Raw genomic sequence first — 25425 nt, 5'->3', positions numbered from 1 at the left:
AAAAAAATCCCGCCAGAGGTTATCTGGCAGGATTTTCAACTGGCTTGCAGGCATGGTCCGCGAATGAGATCTGAATTCGACCGTCGTTATCTCACTGTTCTGGTAGCGTTATTCGCTCGCAGACTCAGGCGGTTCGCTCATCCGTGCGCCATCTTGCGTCTCGCCACTGGCTTCCGGCACCGGCTCGGCGGGAATGTCCGCCGGCGTTTCCAGCGTCAGACGTCCGAGCTTGCCATCGCGCAATTCGTGCAGCAGCACCTCTGCACCGCGATGCAGATCGATGATGCCACCGGCGCGCAGGCCGCCACGCTTGCTGGCGATCTCTTCCAGAATCGCGACCCCGTTGAAGCCCGAGAGCGCCATCAGATCAACCTTGCGCGGGCCATCACTCTCGACTCGCTCTGCATCAGGGTTGGCACTGTAGGCCGGCAGTGACTTGAGCTTGTAGCGAGCGATCAGCTCATCGGGATAGCGCCTGGCCAGCTCCGCCGCCACGACCACCGCCACATCGGTGTAGTCGATGGCGGTATCCCGAATCGCGCCGCTGCCGGCCAGACGGTAGGCGCTGGCCTGATCCTCGATCTTCGGCCACATCACCCCGGGGGTGTCGATCAGTGCGATGCCGCCATCGATGCGAATCTTCTGCTGACGCTTGGTGACGGCGGGCTCGTTGCCGGTCTTGGCGATCTTGCGACCCGCCAGACCATTGATCAGCGTCGACTTTCCGACGTTGGGGATGCCCATCACCATCACGCGCGCATCACGATCGACACGGATATGACCGGCCATCTCGCGACACAGCCGCGGGATCTGCTTGAGGTCACGCGCCTCAAGCGTGGTGATCGCCAGTGCACGGGTATCGGGCAGGGCATCGAAATACTCGACCCATTCACGCGTGCGTGCCGGGTCCGCCAGGTCTGCACGTGACAGCAGCTTGAGGACCGGCTTGTGGCGGGTCAGCTCGGACAGCACCGGATTGGTGCTGGAGTAGGGGAGGCGGGCATCGAGGACTTCGATGACCACGTCGATCTCGGGCAGCGCGTCCTTTATCTGACGACGCGCCTTGTGCATGTGTCCCGGGTACCAGCCCAGCATGTTGCTTCTCCTGCCGTCAGGGGTATGACGGTTGTCCTGTCACCTCTTGTCCTGCCTCCTCGCCCGCCTGTCAGGAGTCGCTCACCAATGGAGGTGGCGATAGATGACAGGCAGCAAGGAGAGGGGACGCGTATGGCGGCGCATTCTACCAGAGGCGGCTCGGCCATGGAGAAACGCTGGCTTCGTCTTCTCGCGCTCTGGCGTCTCAGCTGCGCACCGGCTTGAAGCGCAGGGACACCGAGTTGATGCAATAGCGCTGCCCTGTCTCGGTGGGGCCGTCGGGAAAGACGTGTCCCAGATGGGATTCGCAACGACGACAGCGCACTTCGACACGTCGCATGCCATGGCTGGTGTCGAAATGCTCTTCGACGGCGGCATCCGCATAGGGCCGATCAAAGCTCGGCCAGCCACAGCCGGCGTCGAACTTGGTGTCGTTGTCGAACAGCTTCGCGTCGCAGGCGATGCAGTGATAGGTGCCCGGTGTCGGGCTGACCTCGTGATCGCCACTGAAGGGGCGTTCGGTACCGGCTTCACGTGCGACGCGATACTGCTCCGGCGTCAGGCGCTTGCGCCATTCCTCTTCACTGCGGATCAACTTGTCCTGGGCCGGCTTGTCTAGCTCGCTCATGGTCTCTTCTCTCTATGCGTTTCTCGAATCGATGCCCGCGCGAACCTGCAAGCAAGTCCCCGTGAGCGGCAATCCGAAACAATGGCTACCGGTCTTCACTCGACACCCGGTACATACCCCAAGAATGCGGGCGTCAGGGCGTGACCACAAGCACGTGGTGGATGCACTTGGCCAACGCCGGAAAAATCCTGTTGAAGCAGGGGGTTGACGAAGGGGAGGGGGCTTTGTAATATACGCGCCACCTCGACGAGGCAAGAACGTTACGTCCCATTCGTCTAGTGGTCCAGGACACCGCCCTTTCACGGCGGTAACAGGGGTTCGAACCCCCTATGGGACGCCACTTCTTGCAGCGTAGAGACCGGAGTGCGGGAATAGCTCAGTGGTAGAGCACAACCTTGCCAAGGTTGGGGTCGCGAGTTCGAATCTCGTTTCCCGCTCCAGTGTGTCCCATTCGTCTAGTGGTCCAGGACACCGCCCTTTCACGGCGGTAACAGGGGTTCGAACCCCCTATGGGACGCCATCTTCGGTCTTGTGTGGTCGCATGATCTGCTTGTGTTGCGGGAATAGCTCAGTGGTAGAGCACAACCTTGCCAAGGTTGGGGTCGCGAGTTCGAATCTCGTTTCCCGCTCCAAAGGAAAAGGCAATGCGACAAGGTCGCGAGCTGGTTCGCCAGTCCGATCGAATCTCGTTTCCCGCTCCAGTACGTCCCATTCGTCTAGTGGTCCAGGACACCGCCCTTTCACGGCGGTAACAGGGGTTCGAACCCCCTATGGGACGCCATGCAGAGCATGATGGTAGCAGTAAGACAGATGTCGTGAGCACAGCTTCATGACACCCGGTGCGGGAATAGCTCAGTGGTAGAGCACAACCTTGCCAAGGTTGGGGTCGCGAGTTCGAATCTCGTTTCCCGCTCCAGTACGTCCCATTCGTCTAGTGGTCCAGGACACCGCCCTTTCACGGCGGTAACAGGGGTTCGAACCCCCTATGGGACGCCATTCTGTTTGACGGCGCAGTTTTTGGTTTCGACAGGCGGGAATAGCTCAGTGGTAGAGCACAACCTTGCCAAGGTTGGGGTCGCGAGTTCGAATCTCGTTTCCCGCTCCAGTCGAAAAGTGGAAAGTCATTGGGTCGCGATCTGGAGCGCCAGTCCGCTGGAAAGCCAGTCCTATCGAATCTCGTTTCCCGCTCCAGTCGAACACGATGTAATTGATGAAATAGCAGTACGCCATCGCCTGACAGACACGATCATCGTGCCACGTCACCGGCGATTTTTTTGTGCCTGAAATTCCTCCTCAGCTCGTTCTGCACCGGTCCTTGGTGTTGTCCTCCCAGTTGATTTTTCCCTCCTGCTTGTTTCCCGTATCGCACTAATGCCTTTCCTGCAGCGTGCCTGATGTGGCAGCGCTGAATGCGTTACCATGCGCATCCAATGTCTTGTGTCTGATTTTCATGTTCGAGTGCTGCTCAGCGGTGTCGCTACTGTTGCGCAATTGTTCTCAGATGCGTCTTTTCTGCTGTGCTGGCTGACAGCGCCAATTTGATTACAGGTGTCCGATGTCACGACTCGCCTTGTCCATTCGTGGCCTGACCAAGGTCTACGGTAACGGTTTCGAGGCGCTCAAGGGGATTGATCTCGATGTCCCTGAGGGCGATTTCTTTGCACTGCTGGGGCCCAACGGGGCCGGCAAGTCCACGACCCTGGGGGTGGTGAGTTCGCTGGTGCAGAAAACCGCCGGCAAGGTCGAGATCTCGGGCATCGATATCGACAAGGATTTCTCGAAGGCCAAATACCATCTCGGTGTGGTCCCTCAGGAGTTCAACTTCAATCAGTTCGAGAAGGTGCAGGATATCGTGATGACCCAGGCAGGGTATTACGGTATGCCCATGAAGGAAGCGCGCCCGCGTGCCGAGCGCCTGCTCAAGGATCTCGGGCTGTGGGACAAGCGCGATACCCCGTCACGCATGCTGTCCGGTGGCATGAAGCGCCGTCTGATGATTGCCCGCGCGCTGATTCACAAGCCGCGTCTGCTGATTCTCGATGAGCCGACTGCCGGGGTGGATATCGAGCTGCGTCGCTCGATGTGGGAGTTCATGCGCCGCATCAACCGTGAGGAGGGCACTACCATCATCCTCACCACGCATTATCTGGAAGAGGCCGAGAGTCTGTGCCGCAATATCGCCATCATCAATCACGGCGAGATCGTGCATAACACCAGCATGCGCGAGCTGCTCAAGGAGCTGGACGCCGAAACCTTCCTGCTCGATCTACGTGAGCCGCTTGCCAGCGCACCGGTCATCGAGGGATTCGAGGTCTCTCTGAGCGATCCCCAGCAGCTGTCGCTGTCCGTACGCAAGGGCCAGTCGATCAACACCGCCTTCGCGGCGCTGGATCGCGCCGGGATCACCGTGGTGTCGATGCGCAATCGCGCCAATCGTCTCGAGGAGCTGTTCGTCGACCTGGTCGAGCGCTCCAATGCCGAAAGCGGTATCGCCTCCAATGTCGCCAAGGAGATCACGCAGTGAACCCCCGTCAGCTATGGGTGGCTCTGGTCACCATCGTCGTCAAGGAAGTCCGTCGTTTCACGCGTATCTGGCCGCAGACGCTGCTGCCGCCGTCCATCACCATGACGCTGTACTTCGTCATCTTCGGCAATCTCATCGGCTCGCGCATCGGTACCATGGATGGCATCAGCTACATGGATTACATCGTGCCGGGGCTGATCATGATGTCGGTGATCACCAACTCCTATTCCAACGTGGCCTCGTCGTTCTTCTCCAACAAGTTCCAGCGCAGCATCGAGGAGCTGATGGTCTCGCCGCTGCCGTCCTGGATCATCCTGCTCGGCTATATCATCGGTGGCGCCGTGCGCGGGCTCGGTGTCGGCATCATCGTCACCGCCGTGGCCTTCCTGTTCACGGATCTCGATATCCATCACCCGATCCTGACCATCATGGTCGTGGTGCTGACGGCGCTGCTGTTCTCCATCGGTGGCTTCATCAATGCGCTGTTCGCACGCAAGTTCGACGATATCTCGATCATTCCGACCTTCGTGCTGACCCCGCTGACCTATCTCGGTGGCGTCTTCTATTCCATCCACATGCTGCCGGACTTCTGGCAGACGGTGTCACTGGCCAACCCGATTCTCTACATGGTCAACACCTTCCGCTACGGCATTCTGGGGGTCTCGGACATCAGTGTCGGTCCGGCGATGGCGGCCATCGTGGCCTTCATCATCGGCCTGTTCGCCTTCGCGCTGTGGCTGCTGGAGCGTGGCAAGGGCATCCGCAGCTGAAGATGTCGCCCAGAGGATGATGGTAAGATGCGCGCTATCGCGCCAGTGCACGAAACGCCGGCTTCTGCCGGCGTTCTGCTGTCTGCGCCCCTGATATCGATACGTTATTGGCCTATTTCACAGGAGTGCTGTCATGGCTCACCCCACTGCCGTCAACGTGCCCGACGAGGCGCGCCCCGAGACTCTCAAGGATGCCCCGCTCGGGCGAGAGTCCGCTTACCCCGAGCACTACGATGCCAGCCTGCTGTTCCCCATCGCGCGGGCGGCCAATCGTGGTCCCATCGGTATCGATGATGCGGCGTTGCCGTTCGTCGGTGAGGATGAATGGCACGCCTTTGAGGTCTCCTGGCTGGATGAATCCGGCAAGCCATGGGTGCGTGTGGCCCGTTTCCGCCTGCCGGCGGCTTCCCCGAATCTGATCGAGTCCAAATCCTGGAAGCTCTATCTCAACAGCCTCAATCAGAGCCGCTTCGCCGATCAGGCGGCCGTGCAGACGACGTTGGAGCGGGATCTTGCCGCCGCGGCGGGTGCGCCGGTCGAGGTGCGTCTGCTGGGACTGGATGATGACGAGCTGGACGTCGGGCGCCTGCCGGGAGAATGCCTCGATGACTTGCCGATCACCGTCGAGCACTACACGCCGTCGCCGGAGCTGCTCAGCGCCGATGACGCCGATATCGTCAGCGAAGACCTGCACAGCCATCTGCTCAAGTCCAACTGCCCGGTTACCGGTCAGCCGGACTGGGGCAGCGTCTGGATCCGCTATCGCGGCCCGCGTATCGATCGCGAGCGCCTGCTGGCCTATCTGATCAGCTATCGCCAGCACCAGGATTTCCATGAGCACTGCGTCGAGCATCTGTTCGTCGACCTGATGGCGCGCGTGAAGCCTGAGTCCCTGCTGGTGATGGCGCGCTATGTGCGCCGTGGCGGCCTGGATATCAGCCCGTGGCGTGCCACGCCAGATCTCGAGGCCGAGGCCCGTGCCAGCCTGCCGCTGCGTCTCTCGCGTCAGTAGTCCTCTCTATGGTCATGTCGTCTGATCGGCTTGCCAATCAGGCAGATAGCATCGAGTGATGAGACGGCGTGCTGGTGAGATGCTAGTGTGAGAATCATTCTTATCTTAAGTCTGTGACAGGAGAGACGATGGACGCGCTGACGTTACTGCATGAACGCAATTCCATGGGCAAGCTGATGGCGCCAGCCCCGAGCGATGCGCAGATGGAGGCCATCTACCAGGCCGCCCTGCGTGCGCCGGACCACGCCGAGCTGACGCCCTGGCGCTTCATCGAATTCACGGGCAGCGGGCTGGAGCGCCTCGGCGAGCTGTTTGCCGAGGCGGAGCGCAACACGTCGCCGGCAGGTGACGAGGCAGCCCAGGCCGCGGCCAGCAAGAAGCCGCTACGGGCGCCGATGGTCGTCGCGGTGATCGCCAAGGTCACGCCGGACCACCCCAAGGTGCCGCGTGTCGAGCAGGTGGTGAGTGCCGGTTGTGCCGCTCACGCCATGCTGTTTGCCGCTCAGGCACAGGGACTCGGTGGCATGTGGCGCACGGGCGGCTACGCGTTCGACCCAACCGTGCACGCCGGACTGGGCATGAGTGAGCAGGATGAGCTGGTCGGCTTCCTCTACCTCGGCACCCCGGGCGGACGTCTCAAGCCCTTGCCGAGCCGCGAGAGTGCCGACTTCGTCGAACGCTGGCAGTGAGGCGCTGAATGAACGAGCAGTTGCGCTCGAGTGGTGAAGCCTGGCCACCGCTGCCTTTGCCGCGTGACGGGCAGGGGCGGTCGGGCACTCTCGCGGCGCCGGTCGGTGAAGATCTGTCACGGTTCCGTGATTGGCTGAGTCAGGCGATTCCGCTGGCTGCCCACATGGGGCTTGTCGAGATGCAGTGGTCAGAGCCCGAGCGCTCGACGGGGCAGCTGAGCTGGCGCCTGCATCTGCCGCCCAATCTCAACGACAAGGGCACGGCCTTCGGCGGGGCCATGAGTCTCGAGGCCACCTTGTGTGGCTGGAGCTGGGTGACGCTGTGGCTGCGTGCTCGCGGTATCCAGCGCGATCTCGTGGTGTCGCGAGCCAGTCAGCAGTTTCTGGCCCCGGTCAGTGGCGATTACCACATCTGCTGTGCGCCGGATGACATGGCCGCGCTGATCGACGTCGGCGAGCGTCTGGCGGCAGGGCGGCGAGCGCGATTGTCGCTGACTCAGCAGTTGTGGTGTCAGGTCGATGGGCAGTCTTCCCCGAGACTGTGTTTCGAGGCCCAGGGCGATTACGTGGTGCTCGGGCCGTGATGCCGAGCACGGTCTCGGCCCGACCTCGGCCCGAGTGCGGTGGGTGAGGGCGCTGACGCTATCTATCTGAAAGATTTTGGAAAAAAGGCTTGCGTCCCTCAAGGGTTATCGATAATATACGCCGCGTTCTCAAGGGAAACACGACGCAGTCGGGTGACCAATGAGAGCACTGATCTGGAGGGGTGTCCGAGTGGTCGAAGGAGCACGCCTGGAAAGTGTGTAAGTCGAAAGGCTTCGAGGGTTCGAATCCCTCCTCCTCCACCAGATTCAGAAAAGCCCGCATCTCACGATGCGGGCTTTTCGCGTTTCTGAGGTGGGGGCCTGGTCGAATTGCCTGCTCTCCTCGTGATTCCCTGCGTCTACTGGTGCCTCAGTCTCCTGTCATTCCCCCTCATTCCCCTCTCATTCCTCCCTCATCGCGCGCGCCAGCATATCCACGACAGGCTTGCCGACATAACTGGCGAAGCTGCGCTCACCGGTACGGATCATCACTTCGGCAGGCATGCCGGAAAGCAATCGCATGCTCTCGGTCATGTTGCTCTGGCCGGTCCGGGTGACGCGAATCCGCGCCTTGTAATACCGGGCACGCGTCGCTTCATCCTCAAAGCTGTTGGCGCTCACGTGCGTGACCTCGCCATCGATGATGTTGGACAGGCGCTGATTGAATGCGCTGAAGCGAATCTCTGCGGGCTGGCCGAGGTAGAGGTGGTCAATATCATGGTCCGGGACCCTGGCCTCGACGATGAAGCCGTCGCCGGCGGGCACGATATCGAGCAGGGGGTCGCCACTGCGAATCACCGCGCCCAGCGTATGGACCTTCAGGCCGACCACGGTGCCGGCCACCGGTGCGATGACCTTGGTACGCCTGAGGTTGTCATTGAGCGCGACCAGTCGTTCTTCCGCATCGGTGACCTCTGCCTGAACCTGGCGTAGAGACTCGCCGATCTGTTGCTGGAATTCCTGCAGGCGAATCTGTTTCTGCAGCTCGTTTTCGCTGATCTGGGAACGCAGCCGTGCGACCTCGGCAAATTGGCCGGCATTGTCGCTCTGGTATTCGAGACTCTCACGCTCCATCTCACGCAATCGCTGGTTATTGATCAGACCATTTCGGAACAGCTTGCGATGGTTGGCAACGTCACCATTGAGAGAGTTGATGCGTCGTCTTGTGATGGCCTGGGTATTCTCGAGACCTGCAATCTGCTCGTTCATCTGCACGACCTGCTCATCCAGGGCTGCCATGGCACCGTTCAGCGATTGACGACGTACGTCAAAGAGCCGCTGCTGTACTTCAAGGACCTCCCGCACACGAGGATTGGTCGACTGCCTCAAGGCTTCCGGGAAGGTCAGGGTCTCGGCGTTGCTGTACTCGGCAAGCAAGCGTATCTCACTGGCTCTGGCAATCAGGTATTCAGCCTCGACGATCTTCTGCTGAGAGCGTGCCTGGGTGTCATCGAAGACGATGAGCACGTCGCCGGCCTCGACATGATCGCCATCCTCCACGCGAATCGACTCCACGATACCTCCCTCGAGGTGCTGGATGGTCTTCGTGAAGCTCTCTACCGATACCGAGCCCGGTGCCACCACGGAAATTGCCAGGTTCGCCATGACTGACCAGCTGCCGAATCCGCCGACCGCGATGAGCAGTACGGCCAGGCCGAGGCGTCGATAATTGTGGTCGCGTAGCGGAAGCTCACTGTCAAAGCCGCCATTCATGGAGTGGGAGGTGGTCATCTCGGGCTCTCCTCACCGCCTTCATGGCGGCCTCTGGCACTGGGTTTCAGCTCGGTGACACGCTGTGCGTTCCTGGACGGAGTCGAGTGCCCTTTCCCTGCCACGGCCCGTGCAACGGGTCGTCCTCGCGTCGGCGGGGACAGTGAAGCCACCTGGCCATCCTTGAGGACGAGGATGCGGTCGACCTGCTGCAGAAGACGTTGACGATGGGTGATGATGATGGCGGTGGTGCCTGCCTGGCGCAGTTGCATCAGACACTTGGCCAACGCCTGCTCGCCACTTTCATCCAGGTTGGCGTCCGGTTCGTCGAGCACTACCAGCACCGGTTTTCCATAGAGTGCCCGCGCCAGGCCGATACGCTGTCGCTGACCCGCGGAGAGGGCGGCTCCCCCGTGGGACAGCCAGGTGTCATAGCCTTGCGGCAGGCGAAGGATCATGTCGTGGACACCGGCGCTCTGGGCGGCTTGCACCACGAGTGACGCATCGACCTCCTGAAAGCGCGCGATATTCTCGGCGATGGAGCCATCGAACAGCTCGATATCCTGCGGCAGGTAGCCAAGATGAGGCCCGAGCGCGGTCCGCTTCCACTGACTGACGTCCACGCCATCGAGTCGTACACACCCCAGCTGCACTGGCCATAGGCCGAGTATCACTCGTGCCAGGGTGGATTTGCCGGCGGCGCTGGGGCCTACCACGGCGATGTGCTCACCCTTGGCAAGTGTCAGAGTGATGTCCTTGAGGGTCGGTAGACGCTCGCCTGGCGGCGCGGCGTTGACTGCCTCCAGTGTCAGTCGGCCCTTGGGGGACGGCAGAGGCATCGAGGGCGCCTCGGCCGGCACGGCCTCGAGCAGCTCCTCGAGGCGGGCTCGTGAGGTGCGTGCACCGCTGAAGCCTTTCCAGCCGGTGATCATCTGATCGATCGGCGCCAGCGCCCGCCCCATCAGGATCGAGCCGGCAATCATCATGCCGGGCGTCAGGTCGCCGGTCAGCACCAGATAGGCGCCAAGACCGAGGATCAATGACTGGAACATCAAGCGCAGTACCTTGGAGGTGTTGGTCAAGAGACCTGCGCGGTCGCTTGCCTTGGACTGCAGCACCAGATACTCACGGTGGCGCGCCTCCCATCGATTCTGGATGCCCGGCAGCATGCCCATGGCGTGGAGCACTTCGGCGTTGCGCAGATTGCTGTTGGCAAGGTCCTGGGACAGGACATGTTGGCCGTTGGCATCGCTCAGCAGCTTCCTGGTGGTCTTCTCGTTGATCAGCGCAATGACGGTCAGAACAAGGCCCGCGCCCAAGGCGAACAGACCAAACCATGGATGAAACAGTGCCAGCACGCCGATGTATATCGGCACCCAGGGCGCGTCAAAGAAGGCGAACAGGCCGTTGCCGGAAAGGAATTGGCGAAGGGTGGTGAGGTCGTTCAGCGGCTGTGCGGAGGGCTTGCCCGGTGTCATCAGGGAGTGCTTGAACATGGCACTGTAAAGTCTCGGGCTGATCAGTACGTCCAGTCGATTCCCGACTCGGACCAGGATTCTCGAGCGAATCAGTTCAAGGGCCCCCATCACCATGAAGAGGAACACGACCACCAGGGTCAGCATCAGCAGCGTTTCCTGGCTACGTGTCGTGATGACTCGATCATAGACCTGCAGCATGTAGAGCGGCGGCACCAGCATCAGCAGATTGATGAACAAGCTGAAGAGGCCGACGTAGACAAAGCTGTGCCGACAGTGGTCCAGGATCTTTTGCAGGTCATTACCTTCCCGGGAGATGGCCATGGTGTCGTTCCCTAGCGTCGTTGGTGTTCTTTTTATCCACGTCACCGTCGTTGACGGCTACCTGAGCTCGGATATTTCACGTTGTCTTGAGGAGACGCCATGGTTATGTGGTCAATATTGATCATCTATTTATTAGGCTATTCTTTTTTATTCCTCTGACTGCCTGTAGAAATATTGCTGCTGAATGATCGGCGAGCAAGTGAATATTTCGATGATCAATAAAAAACTTTCCGGGTTTTATTTTGCTGGTTTTTGCTGTTTATTTTGCTCATGTCTGATGGTGAAGATCCATATGGTTTACGTTTTTCAAAAAGTATGAAGGTTCTGGCTTTCGACAAGATTATTTTCTCTGGTATTCAGCATTGTTTTTCTCCTCACGCAAGTCGTATCGAGGGTTTATAGGGGTGGTGTTTTATTATTTCAAAGCATTCACTGTATTGTTTTCATTGAATTTATTTTGATGTGGGAATCTGATGCATATTGCCATTTCGAGGGTGAGTGGAAATACCTCTTGTCTTGCGATAGGCCGCGTCTAGACTCGTTTTTGACGGGTTTACGAGCCTTTGCCGGTCATGTTCGAACTCTTTGGGAAAGCGTTGGAGAGTGGAACGTCATCGGGGATTCATTGCCGGTGAGGGACGTCGTGTCGTGAGGTCTCAAGATGGCGTAGAAATCGCCACTAAAAATTATTCGAGGGGTAGGGAAAATGTATTCCATGTCATTCGTATCGAGTCGTCTTGAGTCCATGGCATCACGTATCAGGAGTGGTGATCGTCTTGAGGGAAAGACGTTCCAGGATCACGAGATAATGGTTACGCCATTTCCCTCAGCGTGGGGGGATTCCATCAAGTCAATACGAATGACATTCGAGGATGCGCAGGATCGACTGTCGGTATTTGAGCGCTTTGAGCGTCCCTTTGTCTTTGATCATCTGCCTACCCCTCTATCAGGCAAGCTCAAGATGATGATCGAAGCGTTGGACGAAAGAGGCGAGGTACTGCCCGGGTCTGGTGAGCAGTTCGGCTTCGAGGTCGAGTCACCGGATGTCGTCGCCGAGGAGGTGAGTGACCAGGAGGTGAGTGACCAGGAGGACACGCCGCAAGCCGCCCAGGCGCTACTGACCAGTAGTGATGAACCTGCTGCTGGCACAGGACCTGCCTTGCTGGCCGAACCTGCCCCTCTGGCCACGGCGGCGCTCATCGCACCGGAAAGCTTCACTACCCTTCGTATCGAGGCCGAAGACCTCAGCGATGACGACGGAGATGGCAATGCATCCTCCATCGGTGGGGCCGGTATCGAGGTGGTGACAGGGGGGGATAATCCGTCCAATACCGCCAATGCATCAGGCACTGCCTACGTGGATTTCGGCGGCGCGACCGGCGAGACGCTGACCTTCACCTTCAGCGTCACCGAGGCCGGTGAATATGAACTCGCGCTGGGGTATGCGCTCAGCCAGAATGGCGATGGGTCTGATCGCAACCGCCCATTGCGCCTGGACGTCAATGGCGAACTTCAGGATCGAATGTTTGATCTGCCGAGCACGACCCTGACCGGCGACGCCACTGATTTCAGTGAGTTCGGCGAGCGTACCATTCGCGTTCAGCTGCAGGCGGGCGAGAACACGGTGTCCTTCACCTCCAATGGGGCCAGTGGCCCCAACGTCGACTATCTGGAAGTGCGTGCACCGGACCCGGACGTCTTCGTCATTCAGGGTGAGGATCTCGATATCGGCCCGACGTCTGATGTCGCCGACGCTGGCACCAATCGTGTGGTGACTCTCGACAATATCGCCAGCTTCACCAATGGCAGGGAAACCTTCCGGGTCGGCGCCGAAGGCGCCAGCTATCTCGACTGGGCATCGGGCAATGCCGAGGCCTACGGTGACTTCACTTTCGAAGTGGCTACCGCCGGCACGTACAGTGTCACCGTGACCTATGCCAGCAACTCGGCGCGTCCCATTGATCTCTTTTTGGTCGATGACGACACGCAAAGTCAGGTCGGTACCTTCCAGTTCGCAGCGGTGACTGCGCCGAATTACTACCCCGATGATATCGATGATGTGCCCGCGGACAACCAGCCAGGCAATGGCGGGCCTTCCGCGTGGGAGGGCTGGTCGACCGAGACGCTGGAGATCACGCTGGCCGCCGGCAGCAATACCCTGCGCCTGGGCGGCGCGACCAACGGGCCGAACATCGACAAGATCGAGGTGGCGCTTCTGGAGGCCGATGCGGTGGAGCCTGTCGATCCGGTGATTGCGCCAGTCGTGATGCAAGCCGAGGATGCCGTGCTGGGCGCCGACAACGGGGCCGCCACCGTGGTGCGTGACGCCGCGAATCCCGAGGCCGGTGGCTTTGTAGGACTGCGTCCGGACTTTTCCGGCACCGGTTACGTGGATTTCGGCAGCGCGCCGGGAGATAGCCTGACCTTCACCGTCAATGTGGCCGAGGCGGGCGACTACGACCTCAACTTCCGCTATGCCAGCAATGGCGCGCGTCCGTTGGCTCTCTCGATCAATGACGGCGAGTCCTCCGAGCTCGCCTTTGTCGGGACTGACCCCAACGCTGGCAACGTCGACCCTGAGGGCTTCGATGTCTGGAGCTACCACACCCTGACGACGAGTCTGGAGGTCGGTGACAACACCGTCACGCTGACGATCCCTGATGGGCGCAGCAATGGGCCCAATATCGATCGCCTGGAGGTCACCACGGCGGGCACGGGCCCGGTAGGGGATGTCGTGGCGGATGCCGATGCCTCTGTGCTGACCTTTACCGCCGTAGACCCCCTGCTCAATGGCGCGACCGTCGGTGAAGCGGGCTTCAGCGTCAGCGGACTGGATGCCGACATCACCTTCGTCGGCGTGACCTTCGATGAGGGAATCACGGTCCAGGAGGTGGTGCCGAACCCGGATGGCAGCTTCACGCTGGATCTGTCGGGATTCGCTGATGGCGATCTGTCGGTCACGCTGATCGCCATGGATGCCTTCGGCAACCGTGCCGAACAGAGCCTGGCGCTGACGCTGGATACCACCGCCGATGAGGGGGGCGACCTGGCACTCGAAGGCCCGCAAGATGCCATCGAGGCGGATGACAGCGCCAGCGTGGTATTCGGTGTCGCGGGGATCGATGACGGCTCGACTCTCGAGATCAGCTTCGACGGCGGCGTGACCCGTCAGTCCGTTGTCAGCGATGGCGACACCTTGACGGTCGATCTCTCCACACAGGCCCCGGGCGATGTGATCGTGACCCTGATCGTGACCGATGCCGCCGGTAATGAGGCGAGTGTCGCGGAGCCAGTCACGCTGGCCGTCGTCGGCAGCGTGACGCTGGATGTCACCTTCGATGACGCTACGATCAGCGCCTACAACGCGACCCAGGACAATCCCTCCGTTGGCACGGGGGCGGTGGTGGAAGACGACGGTAGCACTCTGACGTTGAACGACAATGTCTGGAAGCGGGCAGCCCTGCCGGAGGACTACACGATCACCAGTGGCAGCATCCTGACCCTGGATGTGGCCATATCCGATTCGCCGGTCCCCGAGATCGTTGCCATCGGCTTCGATGCCGATTCCAATCCGTTCAATGGCGGAAACAGTGTCTATCAGCTGGGCGGCAGCCAGACGCAGGGTGGCTTTGTCGATCTGCGTGGGCAGGGCATCGACAATGGCGATGGCACCTTGCGCTTCACCATCGATCTCTCGGCGCATGCGGGCATCACCCTCGATTCGCTGGTCTTCGTCAACGACGATGATGTGGGCGCCAAGGGCAGTGCGAGCTTCAGTGGCGTAAGCCTGTCAGAAGCCGATGTCGATGACACCAACAGCGCACCGCGCGTGGTGGGGGGTGGCATCGCTGATCTGAGTCTCGACGAAGGCGCGAATCTCGAGGTTGACCTGCCCTTCGTCGATGACGATGGCGATGACCTCGCCTTCAGCTTCCGGGTCACCGATGGCGATGGCCTGCCGGTCACCGTGGACGGGCTGAGTGTCAGCGACACTGTGCTGTCCGGGAGCCTCGCTGGTCTGGTGCCGGGCGATTACACCATCACGGTGACCGCCGATGATGGCACCGCCAGTACCGATACCGACTTCGCCTTGAGCATCGAGAACGTCAACGACGCCCCGGTGGCGGAGCCTGCCGCTCTCGAGCCCTACTTTGGAGAGGTGGGCGAGAGCTTCCTCCAGATCCCGCTGGCGGACTTCGCCTCGCTGTTCTCCGATGCCGATGGCGACAGCCTGACATTGACGGCCGAGGATCTGCCTGCCGGACTCGAGGTGATCGACGGTGTCATTCAAGGCACGCCAAGTGAAGGAGGCACCTTCGATGTTGTCGTGCGCGCCACCGACCCGAGTGGTCTGTCAGCGACCCAGTCGCTGAGCTTCATCATCGAAGGCACCCAGGTTGGCGATAGCATCACGATCGAGGCGGAAGATTTCACGGATCTCGACGCCGGTAACCTGATCGTCACCGGCAGTGCGTCGGCGTCCAACGAGCAGCTGATTCGTCTGACCAACAATGCGCCGGCGACGATCGGCACTGATCTCTCGGCGGGCGGTGTGGAGCCGGGCTGGTACATCGCACGCCTCTATGTGTTCGATGAAACCGACGGTGAAGGCACCTTGACCCTGACCATCGGTGACACCGTGCTTGAAGCGCGCAACACGACAACCGATAGCCTGAGCGCCGACGTGGTATTGAACGACGACTTCGGCACCTTCGTCGGCAGTGGCGCGCGCGGAAATGCAGGCCAGAGCGGCAACCGCAAGGAAATCGTCTTCGAGACGCCCGTCGAGGTCACCGCCGGTGATCTGGCAAGCCTCGAACTGCGTGGTGCCGGTGGCGAGCTGATGCGTATCGACTCGCTTGAATTCGAGCGTATCGATGAGCCGGTCAATACTGCCCCGACCCTGGCGGGACTCGGTGCCGCGATCAGTGTCGACGAGAACAGTGCTGGCGTGGCAAGTCTGGTGCTTGAGGATGCCGATGGCGACAGCCTGACGGTGACGCTGTCCGGTGCCGATGCCGCGCTCTTCACCTATGACGTGGCGAGTGGAGGAATCGCCTTCCTCAATCCACCGGACGCGGAGCTGGCCGCCGACAGCGATGAAGATGGTGTCTACGAGCTGACCGTGACGGTGACCGATGGCGAGGACAGCGTGTCACAGGACACCCTGATCACCGTGGCAGATCTCAATGAGAGCATCGCCATCGACCAGACTGCGTTTGCAGTGGATGAGAACCTGACCGAGATTGGCGCGATCCCGCTCGTCGATGAAGACGGGGGGACTCTCGGCCTCAACGCGCCGGTATTCGCCATCACTGGCGGGGCCGATTCTCCGCTGTTCACCATTGACGCCACCACCGGCGTGCTGAGCTTCACCAGTGCTCGCGATTTCGAGCTGGCGGTCGATGATGACGAAGATGGCGTCTATGACGTCGAGGTCAGCGTCAGTGACGGCGACCTCTCCACCACCGCGCAGCTCTCGGTCACCGTGAATGATGTCGATGAAGCGCCGTTCTCGCCCCTGCGTCTGCAGGCCGAAGACGGCACGGTGACGAGCTTCGATGACGGCGCCAACGCGACGGATACCGTAGTGCGCGATGCCGACAATCCCGAAGACAATGCGAATCTGGAGAACGGTCTGCGGCCGGGCTTCTCCGGTACCGGCTATCTGGACTTCGGCGACACGGCTGGCGATAACGTCGCCTGGCAGATCGAGGTGGCCCAGGCCGGTCAGTACGACATCAGTGTGCGTTACGCCACCAATACCGATCGTCCGCTGGATCTGGTGATCAATGGCGGCGATCCGCTGATGCTGGCCATGGCCAGCACGGACCCGGACGGCAGCGGCGGGGAAGAAGGCTTCGACCACTGGGTCTTCGAGACCTTCACCGTCAGCCTGGAGGCGGGCAGCAACGCCATCGTGCTGGCGATCCCCGCTGGCGCCACCACCGGTCCCAACATCGATCGCATCGAAGTGACCGACGCCGGCAGCGGCCCGATCCCGGAGGATGTGAGTGCCGATGAGGACGGCGATCTCGCCATCGTCGCGGCTGACGACACTCTCGATGCCAGTCAGCTGGCGGCGGCAGTCTTCAACGTCTCCGGCATCGATGATGACGTGATCAGCGTTGCCGTGTCCTTCGACGGCGGCGCGACCCGTGAGGCAGTGACGCCGGACGCCGATGGCAACATCACGCTGGATCTGAGCGGCCAGCTCGATGATCAGAGCGGCGATCTCGCCGTCTCGCTGTTCGTCACCGATGCCACCGGCAACGAGGCCAGCGCCAGCGAGGTGGTCAGCTTCGCGGAGGGCGACGGCACGCCTGCATTCAACTTCGCCATCGAGGGCGAGGCGCTGACCATCATCGATACCGACGGTGATACCCAGGTGCGCGATGCCGACAATCCGGAAACCAATGTCGCCTCCGGGCCAGATGGGCTGTGGGATGACTTTACCGGCACCGGTTATCTGGACATGGGAGCCGACGCCGGTGACGCCGCCGAGTTCCAGGTGGCGGTCGATGAGGCCGGTACCTACACCCTGGAGGTTCGCTATACCAATGCCGGTTCCAACGGCGCGAATCGCCCCATGGACATCCTGGTGGACGGGCTGAGTCAGGGGAATCTGGCCTTTGCCTCCACGGGGACCGACGCCGCCGGCTGGGAGAACTGGACCACCACGACGCTCGAGGTGGTGCTCGAAGCCGGCGACAACACCATTCGCCTTGCCAACCTGGGCAACGCCGGCCCCAACATCGACAGCCTGACGGTGAGCCGTGATGGCGTGGTGCCGGAGCGTCCGGTGGAGCCGGGCGAGCGCTTCTCGGTCAAGATCAACTTCCAGCCCGAAGGCACCGCGGTGCCGGATGGCTACATCGCCGACAACGGCAAGGCCTTCGGCACCCAATCGGTGACCGTGGACGGCCAGACCCATCAGTACGGCTGGATCACCGAGGCGTCGATCTACGACGGCGAGCCCGGCACCGAGCCGCTGGACATCAGCGCGCTGACCAGCGTGGCGGTGAATGATCGCACCGATGACATCGCCGGGCTCGACCCGCGCCAGGGCACCTACGCCCACTTCGACCAGCCGGGAAGCGCCTATGTGCGCGCCGGCTGGGAGATCGAGCTGGACGATGGCTACTACGAGGTCACCGTCTCCATCGGGGATACCTCCGGGCCCTACGACAGTCGCAACGTGCTCAATGCCGAGGGTGAGCTGTTCAATGATCCCTTCACCCCGTTCCGGCCCGATGATTTCCCGGCGGACGGCAATCCGTCAGATGATACCGATGGCTTCCGCTCGGATCTGGTCACCCGCATCGTGCAGGTCAGTGATGGGCGATTGACACTGGATTCCCTGGGGCTCGACAACGAGAACACCGAGATCCAGTACCTCGAGATCCAGGCACTGCCGGACCTGACGCCGGAAGATGATCGCATCGCCGCCGAGGATTACGCCTTCTTCACTGATGCGCGCGCCATCGCTGGGGTCGGTGACAACGAGGTGGAAGTCGATCTGGATCCCGACGACGGCGGCCTGCCGAGCGGGGTCGACCCGACGTCCGACATCTTCGTCGGCATCTCGGTGGTGGACGGCCGCGGCGGGGCGCTGCTCGAGAGCCTGGCTGACGGTTCGATCCGTCTGATCGAGACGCTGACCGGAGAGGAGGTCAGCTTCAACGCCAACACCACCGGTGGCTTCGATTCCCTGACCATCTCTCCGAGCCAGACGCTCAAGGAGTTCACCAGCTATACGCTGATCATCGACGGCTTCCAGGATCGTGGCGCCAACGACGACCTGGACGCGCCGACCCGTGAGTTCCAGAAATACACCAACACCTTCATCACCGGCGAAGCCCCGGAGATCGTCGCTCGCGATGTGGCCTTCAATGACGTGGTGGAACTCGACGGTGCCTCTGACAACGCCTTCGGTTTCACCTCGCTGGAGATCACCGCCGATGGCTCGACGATGTACATCGCGACCATTGGTGGGCAGATCCTGCGCTACGACATCGACCCCGTCGATGGCTCCCTCGGCAACCGCCAGGAGCTTTCGCTGCCGAGCGATTACTTCCATCAGGACGGGGCCGATGCCAGCAATGATCGCCGCGGGATCATCGGGCTGGTGATCGACCCCACCGACCCCGACGTGCTGTGGATCACCGACAACTATCCGATCCCGCTGTCTGGCCGTGACAACGGCGTGCCTGACTTCAGTGGCCGGATCACCAAGATCACCCTGGAGGGCGGTAGCGAGTTCTCGGGCACCGCCGAGCCCTACATCACTGGCCTGCCACGCTCCAATGGCGATCATGTGACCAACAGCCTGGAGTTCCGCGCGAATCCGGATTACGACGCCGAGACCAATCCCGATGTCCCGAGTCATCTGCTGTATCTGATCCAGGGCTCCAACTCTGCCATGGGCGAGCCGGACAGCGCCTGGGGCAATCGTCCGGAGCGTCTGTTGAATGCCGCGGTGATGGAGATCGACCCGACCCGTGATGCGCCTCCCGGTGGCTTCGATGTCACTACCGAGCCGCTTCCCGACAACGGCCAGAATACTCGCTTCGATGACCCGGATGGCCATCCCAAGGACGACCCGATCCCGATGGGCAATGGCGAGTTCCTGGTGTTCGATGAGCGTGGTGTCGCCACGGTGCAGGACGAGTCCGGCAACGTGCTCGAGTCCTACTACGACCCCTACGCCAGCGACGCGGTGCTGACGATCTTTGCCACCGGGGCGCGCAACGCCTACGACCTGGTGTGGCATTCCAATGGCTTCCTGTACGTGCCGACCAACGGTTCGGCGGCAGGCGGCAACGTGCCGGATGACCCGTCGACGCCGGAGGACGAGCGCTACACCAGTGTCGAGAAGCAGGATGACTATCTGTTCAAGATCGTCGAGGGAGGCTATTACGGGCATCCCAACCCGCTGCGCGACGAGTACATCCTGAACGGCGGCAATCCGACCAGTGCCACCGACCCCAATCAGGTCGACAAGTATCCGACAGGCACCAACCCCGAGGGCACCTACGATATCTCGGGTGTCTATTCGCTCGGCGAGAATCGCTCGCCCAACGGCGCAGTGGAATACACCAGTGATGTCTTCGGCGGCAATCTGCAGGGCAACGTGCTGTTCACCGAGTACTCCGGCGGTGATGACGTGCGCTCGATCACGCTGGATGCCAACGGCAACGTGATTGGCGATGACGTACTGCGTGATCCTGAGGGCAACGTCATCAGTTACGTCGACCCACTGGACATCATCGAGAGTCCGGTCACCGGCCAGCTTTATCTGCTGACCCTGAATCGCGGCAATGGCCAGAGCCAGATCATTCGCCTCGACCCGGCACCGGGCGGGGTGGTGGACCCGGTCGACCCCGTGGACCCTGTCGACCCGACGGATGAGCTGGTCTCGCTGTTGGTCATTCAGGCCGAGGACAGGACGCCTGACGACGGCACCGCCGTGACGCTCGCGACGGGGACGGACGCCGAGATCCAGATTCGCGACATCGACAACCCCGAGACCAACCAGCCGGACCTGCCCAATGGCCTGCGCCCCGGTGCCTTCGGGCTCGATGGCAATACCGACGACACCGACGGCACGCCAGGCGGCTATGCGGACTTCGGGTCTACCAATGCCGACTTCCTCACCTTCACGTTCGAGCTGGATGCCGAGCAGGCTGGCGACTCGGTGCTGCATCTGCGCTATGCCAACGGCGGCAATGCCGACCGCCCGCTGGAAGTGTTCGTCAACAATGTCAGTGTCGGGGTGTTTGACTTCAGTCCGCCCGACGGCCTGACGGGGGATGCAGCCTGGGCCGAGTGGTTGACCGAGGCCGTGGCAGCGACGCTGGTCAGTGGTCAGAACACGGTGCGCCTGCAGGCCACCGCCGACACCGGCCCCAATATCGACCAGCTGGAGATCCTGCAGGAAGCGCCGGATACCACGCCTGGCGTTGATGAGTACGAGGCCGAGGGGGCAGTGCTCGATGGCGCCGTGGTGGTACTGACAAGCGATGATGATCGCAACGCGTCCGGTGATGGGTACGTCGACTTCGCGGGAACGGGTGATCAGACCATTACCTGGACACTCGATGTCGCCGAGACGGGAAGCTATGACATCGCCTTCCGCTACGCGCTTGCCGCGACCAAGGATGACCGTCCCCTGGGGCTTGCGATCAATGGTGTCGACCTCGGGATGTTGAACTTCGAAGGCCAGAGCAACGCTGACGAGAGCGACTGGTTCTTCCAGAACACGCTGGTCGCTCTGCAGCAGGGCAGCAATACCATCACCCTGACCGCGCCGGGTGCCGTGGGGCCGAACATCGATCTGCTGCAGGTGCCGAATGCACCGTCCGACAGCTTCATCCCGGTCTATGCCGATGTCTCGAACGGGGCGCGCATCGAGCTCGAGAGCGGTGACAGCGCACGCACCCTCAACGAGCTGACCGCCGACTTCTACTTCAGCGTGGACAGCAGCGGACTCTATCGTCTGGATCTGGCCGCGAATGCGGGCGCCGATGATGGCCAGGGCCTGGCCCTGACGCTCAACGGGCAGTCGGTGAAACTGCTGGCCTATCCGGGAGTGGGTGACGCTGGTGAAGAGGGCACCTATGTCGAGCTCGAGGCCGGGGTGGAGTACAACCTGCGTGCGGTGTCCACCGCCGATGGTGCCGATGATCTCGACTATCTCGATGTGATGCCGGTGGTCGGCAGCGACAACGCCGATATCGTGGTAGAGAGCGGTGATGCCGCCTACTACTCCGATCGCCTGCACTTCAGTTATCTGGACAACAACAGCGGTTCGAATCCCGATCGTGACTTCAAGGAAAGTGCCACGGTCACCATTTCCAACACCGGCAGCGATGTGCTGGAAGTGCTCGATGCCGACATCGACGGCCCCTTCACGCTGGCGGACCCCGGGGTGTTTGATGGCCTGACGCTGGCCGCGGGGCAATCCCTCGAGGTCACGGTGCTGTTCGACCGGGACAGCTACACCGCGCCGTCCAACAATGCCGGTGATGGGGTCTTCGAGGGCCGTATCCGTCTCACCACCAACGATGCCGACTCACCGATCGCCGAGATCCACATGGCAGGCTTCTGGCAGGCGCGTGACGAGGGTGGCTGGGAGCCCAACGTCAACGAGGTGTGGGAGGTGTTCGGCTTCGGTAACCGTATCGAAGGCTTGTCGACCGTCGGTGGCGGAGAGAATTCGGTACTCAACGACTTCGATCTGTATCGCCCGGTCAATGATGACGAGGTGCTATCGCGCTACTGGTCTCTGGCCGAGGGGGCTGGCGAGGCCAGGATCACCCAGCTGGCGGCCTATCATGGCGGTGGCGGGGCGACGCTGGGTATCCACAACCCCGGCGACAAGGGGCAGGACGTGATCTTCTCCAATCACGCGGGCGACAATAACCAGTCGATCCTGCCGGTATTGAGCAACGGCAACTTCGCCACCGCGACCTTCGGGCTCGATGATATCCCGGCCGGGTGGGCCGGAAGTGGCGTGTTCGGTATCGAAGTGGCCAATCTGTCCACGGACCCGTCACTCAACCCGACCGGAGGCGGCACCCCGCCGGCCGATGCCGAGGGTATCGAGCGCGGCTATACCGTGCGCATGTTCCGGGCTCTCGATGCCGAGGGCAACGTGATCCCCGACACCTACCTGGGGATCATGGATTACACCGGGATCAACTATGACTACAACGACAACATGTTCCTCATCGAGGGCGTGACACCGGTGTCTGGTGGTGAGCTGACGGTCATCAACAATGACGGCGTGCCTTCCAACGATCGCCTGGTGATGTCGCGCATCGAGAATCCGGCCAATGCCGCGCAGGAGGTGCATGACGAGGTGACCGTCACGCTGAGAAACGATGGCTTCGAGAGTCTCGACATCAGTCGTGTCGAGGTCAGTGATGCGACGCTGTTCGAGCTGACGGAGGCCTTCGCTGCGGTGACGCTGGAGCCGGGTGAGTCAGTCGATGTGATCGTGCGCTTCATCGCCGATGACCCCAACGATGGCAGCCTCTACGAGTCCAGCCTGATCATCACCTCAAGTGATGCGGATGAGGGAGAGAAGGTCATCGAGCTTGCCGGCCTGGCCCAGAATCGCTCAGAAAGCGGCCAGGAACCGGGAGTGCAGGAGATCATCGATGCCTTCGGCTACTCGACCAATGTTGCCGAAGGGCAGATGAACCAGGGAGGGCTGGTGGAAGCCAACGGCGATGAGATCCTGTCTCCATACTTCCAGCGCGCCGATGGAGGCTCGCCGATCAAGATCACTCAGCTGGCGGCTTACCACACCCAGGGCGACGTGGCACGACTGTTCATCCACGACGTCGACAGCCGTGATATCGACGAGGTGCTGGCCCACGACGAGGCCGATGGACAGACGTTGCTGCCACGCACGCTCAATGAGGGAGATCTGCTGACCACCACCACCCTGGATCGCGATGCGCCCTTTGGTTTCTTCGCTGAGATATCGGGCCGCCAGGGCTATATTTCCTGGTCCGATCCCGACGCCAACCTCCATGAGGACACCGTCGATGCCATCGGCACTCCCGGCAACAATCTCAACTGGAACGAGAATGATGGCCATCTGATCCGTGTGTATGTGGCCAGGGACGCCGCCGGCAACGAAATCCCGGATACCTATATCGTGATCCAGGATTACGCGGGGGTGAACTACGACTACAACGACAACATCTTCCTGGTGGAGAACGTCACTACCTACGATCCCGCAGGGGCGGAAGATGCTGACGGCAATGGACGAGTGGATCTGTACGACGACGATGACAACGACGGTGTGCCGAACTTCCTCGACAATCCCGAGCCGGTGGGACAGAGCGCCTTCAATGCCGGCGAGACTGCCTGGGCGGTGGGAAGCGATGGCCTGACACTGGAGGCGCGCCTGTTCGACAACGGTGGCCAGGGCGTCGCCTACAACGACACCACGCAGGCCCACCAGGGCGATGGCTTCCGTTCCGACGAAGCGGTGGATATCTCCAATGGCAGTCTGGCCATCGGCTATGTGGCCGACGGTGAGTGGCTCGAGTACACCCTGAATGTCGAGACGGCGGGCACCTATGAGCTGAACTTCTCCGCCTCGGCGACTTCCGACGGCAAGTCGATCACCGCCGCCTTCGAGCAGGACGGCAGCTTCTATACCGAGGGCCAGGCGGTGGCGGTACCGGACACCGACGGTTTCACCAACTTCACCGATGTGGGTCCCTTGACCTTCACGCTGGAGGAAGGTGAGCAGGTGCTCAGGTTGACCTTCAACGGCGGACAGCTGGATCTGGCCTCGCTGAATCTGACGCTGGTGGCGCCGGTGGACGATGGCCAGCAGGCGCACACCGACGATGGTCAGCCCTGGCAGGTAGGCAGTGACTTCAGCCTTGAGGCGGTGAATTACGATGAAGGCGGACAGGATGTCGCCTACAACGATTCCAGCGAGGTGCAGGAGGGGACCGATGTTCGCGGTGAGGGCGTGGACATGGCCAGCGGCGGCAGCGCCATCGGCTGGATCGAGGATGGCGAATGGGTGGAGTACACCTTGAACGTCGAACAGGCCGGTACCTACGACATGGCCTTCCTGGCTTCCCTGGGAGTCACGGGGGGAGGGCAGCGCAGCATTACCGCAACCTTTGCCAAGGAGGCCGACGCCCCGTACGCCAGCGCCACACCGGTAGGGGTATCACCGACCGGTAGCTGGACCAGTTTCGTGGGTACCGAGACCGCCCAGGTGACCCTGGAGGCTGGAGAGCAGGTGCTGCGACTGACCTTCAATGGCGGTTCCATGGACCTGCAGGGATTCTCGCTCTCCCTTGATGGTCAGCAGGCCTTCAATGCGGGAGGCATCCCCTGGCAGGTGCAGGCGGATGAGGGACTCAGCCTCGATGCCGTCAACTTTGATGAAGGCGGGCAAGGGGAGGCCTACAACGAGCTCTCCAGCGCTCAGTTCGGCTCGAACTATCGCGATACACCGGTGGATATCGTCGGTGAGGGGGAAGCGATAGGCTGGGTAGAGGATGGTGAATGGCTTGAGTACACCATCGATGTCGAGCAGGCCGGCGCTCACACGCTGTCATTCGTCACCTCCGCTCCTGACAATGGGCGCAGCATCACGGCCTCGGTGGAGAAGAATGGCGAGTTCTATGACGAGGCCAGTGGCACGCTGCCCAATTCCGGCGCCTGGGGAGTCTATGTCGATGGCCCCTCGTTGACGCTGGACCTGGAGGAGGGGGTGCAGGTGTTGCGTATCACCTTCAATGGCGGTTCACAGGATCTGGCGTCCTTCCAGATCACGCGTGATCCGGATGTGGCTCCGGCTGGCTCACCGAATGCACTCGCGATGATGAGCATGCTCGAGGACGGCGACGCGATTCCGGTCTCCAATGATGAGGAGGCGCCGATGAGCGACGATGTCGGCCTTCAGGGCATACAGGATGATGTCCAGGCCGGCCTGCTCTAGAAAGACGGCGCAAGATGACGGGGAAGGCGTGAGCAAGTGGCCGGGAACATGGCATGGGCTGGAACCTTGCCTTTCCCGGCCCGCGTAGATGCCTGGCAGGACATGCGTGAGTCTCTGACGCGCATGTCC

The 25425-nt window shown here is 61.4% G+C and carries 10 protein-coding genes and 9 tRNA genes; 15 read left to right on the top strand and 4 right to left on the bottom strand.

Annotated features, from left to right (window positions below):
• Positions 1–108: 108 nt before the first annotated feature.
• Both ylqF and msrB read right to left on the bottom strand, forming a co-directional pair.
• Positions 109–1095 carry a ribosome biogenesis GTPase YlqF gene (gene ylqF / locus HXS65_RS07230; RefSeq protein WP_176493533.1) on the bottom strand — a complete coding sequence of 329 codons (987 nt, stop codon included), beginning with the start codon at positions 1093–1095 and terminating at the stop codon, positions 109–111.
• A gap of 205 nt (positions 1096–1300) precedes the next feature.
• Positions 1301–1723, bottom strand: coding sequence for a peptide-methionine (R)-S-oxide reductase MsrB (gene msrB, locus HXS65_RS07225; protein ID WP_176493532.1), 423 nt, complete (start codon positions 1721–1723; stop codon positions 1301–1303).
• Between the two features lie 264 nt (positions 1724–1987).
• Between msrB and HXS65_RS07220 the strand changes: the two genes are divergently transcribed.
• The 14 genes from HXS65_RS07220 (at position 1988) to HXS65_RS07155 (ending at position 7566) form a co-directional block, all read left to right on the top strand.
• A tRNA-Glu gene (locus tag HXS65_RS07220) sits at positions 1988–2063 on the top strand.
• Between the two features lie 25 nt (positions 2064–2088).
• A tRNA-Gly gene (locus HXS65_RS07215) sits at positions 2089–2163 on the top strand.
• Positions 2164–2167: 4 nt separating this feature from the next.
• Positions 2168–2243, top strand: a tRNA-Glu gene (locus tag HXS65_RS07210).
• Between the two features lie 37 nt (positions 2244–2280).
• Positions 2281–2355 (top strand) — tRNA-Gly (locus HXS65_RS07205).
• A gap of 73 nt (positions 2356–2428) precedes the next feature.
• Positions 2429–2504, top strand: a tRNA-Glu gene (locus tag HXS65_RS07200).
• Positions 2505–2564: 60 nt separating this feature from the next.
• Positions 2565–2639, top strand: a tRNA-Gly gene (locus HXS65_RS07195).
• 4 nt (positions 2640–2643) lie between these two features.
• Positions 2644–2719: transfer RNA gene (locus tag HXS65_RS07190), tRNA-Glu, on the top strand.
• A gap of 34 nt (positions 2720–2753) precedes the next feature.
• Positions 2754–2828 (top strand) — tRNA-Gly (locus tag HXS65_RS07185).
• A 450-nt stretch (positions 2829–3278) separates the two neighbouring features.
• A complete protein-coding gene (locus HXS65_RS07180; protein ID WP_077375503.1) occupies positions 3279–4247 on the top strand; it encodes an ABC transporter ATP-binding protein in 969 nt (322 codons plus the stop codon).
• Entirely contained in the window at positions 4244–5017 is a 774-nt protein-coding gene (locus HXS65_RS07175) for an ABC transporter permease (RefSeq protein ID WP_141392446.1), read from the top strand. The genes HXS65_RS07180 and HXS65_RS07175 overlap by 4 nt, the downstream gene beginning before the upstream one ends.
• A 133-nt stretch (positions 5018–5150) precedes the next feature.
• On the top strand, positions 5151–6029 hold the full coding sequence (queF, locus tag HXS65_RS07170) for an NADPH-dependent 7-cyano-7-deazaguanine reductase QueF (RefSeq protein WP_084207951.1): 879 nt from the start codon (positions 5151–5153) through the stop codon (positions 6027–6029).
• Between the two features lie 128 nt (positions 6030–6157).
• Positions 6158–6718 carry an NAD(P)H nitroreductase gene (locus HXS65_RS07165; protein ID WP_077375494.1) on the top strand — a complete coding sequence of 187 codons (561 nt, stop codon included), beginning with the start codon at positions 6158–6160 and terminating at the stop codon, positions 6716–6718.
• A gap of 8 nt (positions 6719–6726) precedes the next feature.
• On the top strand, positions 6727–7302 hold the full coding sequence (locus HXS65_RS07160; protein WP_176493531.1) for a YiiD C-terminal domain-containing protein: 576 nt from the start codon (positions 6727–6729) through the stop codon (positions 7300–7302).
• Positions 7303–7478: 176 nt separating this feature from the next.
• A tRNA-Ser gene (locus HXS65_RS07155) sits at positions 7479–7566 on the top strand.
• Positions 7567–7704: 138 nt separating this feature from the next.
• On the opposite strand, the gene HXS65_RS07150 is transcribed toward HXS65_RS07155, so the two are convergent.
• Both HXS65_RS07150 and HXS65_RS07145 read right to left on the bottom strand, forming a co-directional pair.
• Positions 7705–9033, bottom strand: a complete 1329-nt coding sequence (locus HXS65_RS07150) for an HlyD family type I secretion periplasmic adaptor subunit (RefSeq protein ID WP_077375488.1) — start codon at positions 9031–9033, stop codon at positions 7705–7707.
• Complete coding sequence (locus HXS65_RS07145; RefSeq protein WP_176493530.1) at positions 9030–10811, bottom strand: type I secretion system permease/ATPase; 1782 nt, start codon at positions 10809–10811, stop codon at positions 9030–9032. The genes HXS65_RS07150 and HXS65_RS07145 overlap by 4 nt, the downstream gene beginning before the upstream one ends.
• 859 nt (positions 10812–11670) lie before the next feature.
• Between HXS65_RS07145 and HXS65_RS07140 the strand changes: the two genes are divergently transcribed.
• Positions 11671–25296, top strand: coding sequence for a carbohydrate-binding protein (locus HXS65_RS07140; protein ID WP_176493529.1), 13626 nt, complete (start codon positions 11671–11673; stop codon positions 25294–25296).
• Positions 25297–25425: the final 129 nt, after the last annotated feature.

The organism is Cobetia sp. 5-25-4-2 (genome assembly GCF_013374075.1).
Taxonomy (GTDB): domain Bacteria; phylum Pseudomonadota; class Gammaproteobacteria; order Pseudomonadales; family Halomonadaceae; genus Cobetia; species Cobetia marina.
The sequence above is the reverse complement of the archived record's forward strand: the minus strand, read 5'-3'. Positions and strand labels throughout refer to the sequence as shown.

What these genes read in the sequence shown, in the direction of transcription:
- HXS65_RS07180 (WP_077375503.1), top strand. Translation starts at nt 3,279, where the DNA reads ATGTCACGACTCGCCTTGTCCATTCGTGGCCTGACCAAGGTCTACGGT.
- HXS65_RS07140 (WP_176493529.1), top strand. Translation starts at nt 11,671, where the DNA reads ATGACATTCGAGGATGCGCAGGATCGACTGTCGGTATTTGAGCGCTTT.
- HXS65_RS07160 (WP_176493531.1), top strand. Translation starts at nt 6,727, where the DNA reads ATGAACGAGCAGTTGCGCTCGAGTGGTGAAGCCTGGCCACCGCTGCCT.
- ylqF (WP_176493533.1), bottom strand. Translation starts at nt 1,095, where the DNA reads ATGCTGGGCTGGTACCCGGGACACATGCACAAGGCGCGTCGTCAGATA.
- HXS65_RS07150 (WP_077375488.1), bottom strand. Translation starts at nt 9,033, where the DNA reads ATGACCACCTCCCACTCCATGAATGGCGGCTTTGACAGTGAGCTTCCG.
- queF (WP_084207951.1), top strand. Translation starts at nt 5,151, where the DNA reads ATGGCTCACCCCACTGCCGTCAACGTGCCCGACGAGGCGCGCCCCGAG.
- HXS65_RS07145 (WP_176493530.1), bottom strand. Translation starts at nt 10,811, where the DNA reads ATGGCCATCTCCCGGGAAGGTAATGACCTGCAAAAGATCCTGGACCAC.
- msrB (WP_176493532.1), bottom strand. Translation starts at nt 1,723, where the DNA reads ATGAGCGAGCTAGACAAGCCGGCCCAGGACAAGTTGATCCGCAGTGAA.
- HXS65_RS07165 (WP_077375494.1), top strand. Translation starts at nt 6,158, where the DNA reads ATGGACGCGCTGACGTTACTGCATGAACGCAATTCCATGGGCAAGCTG.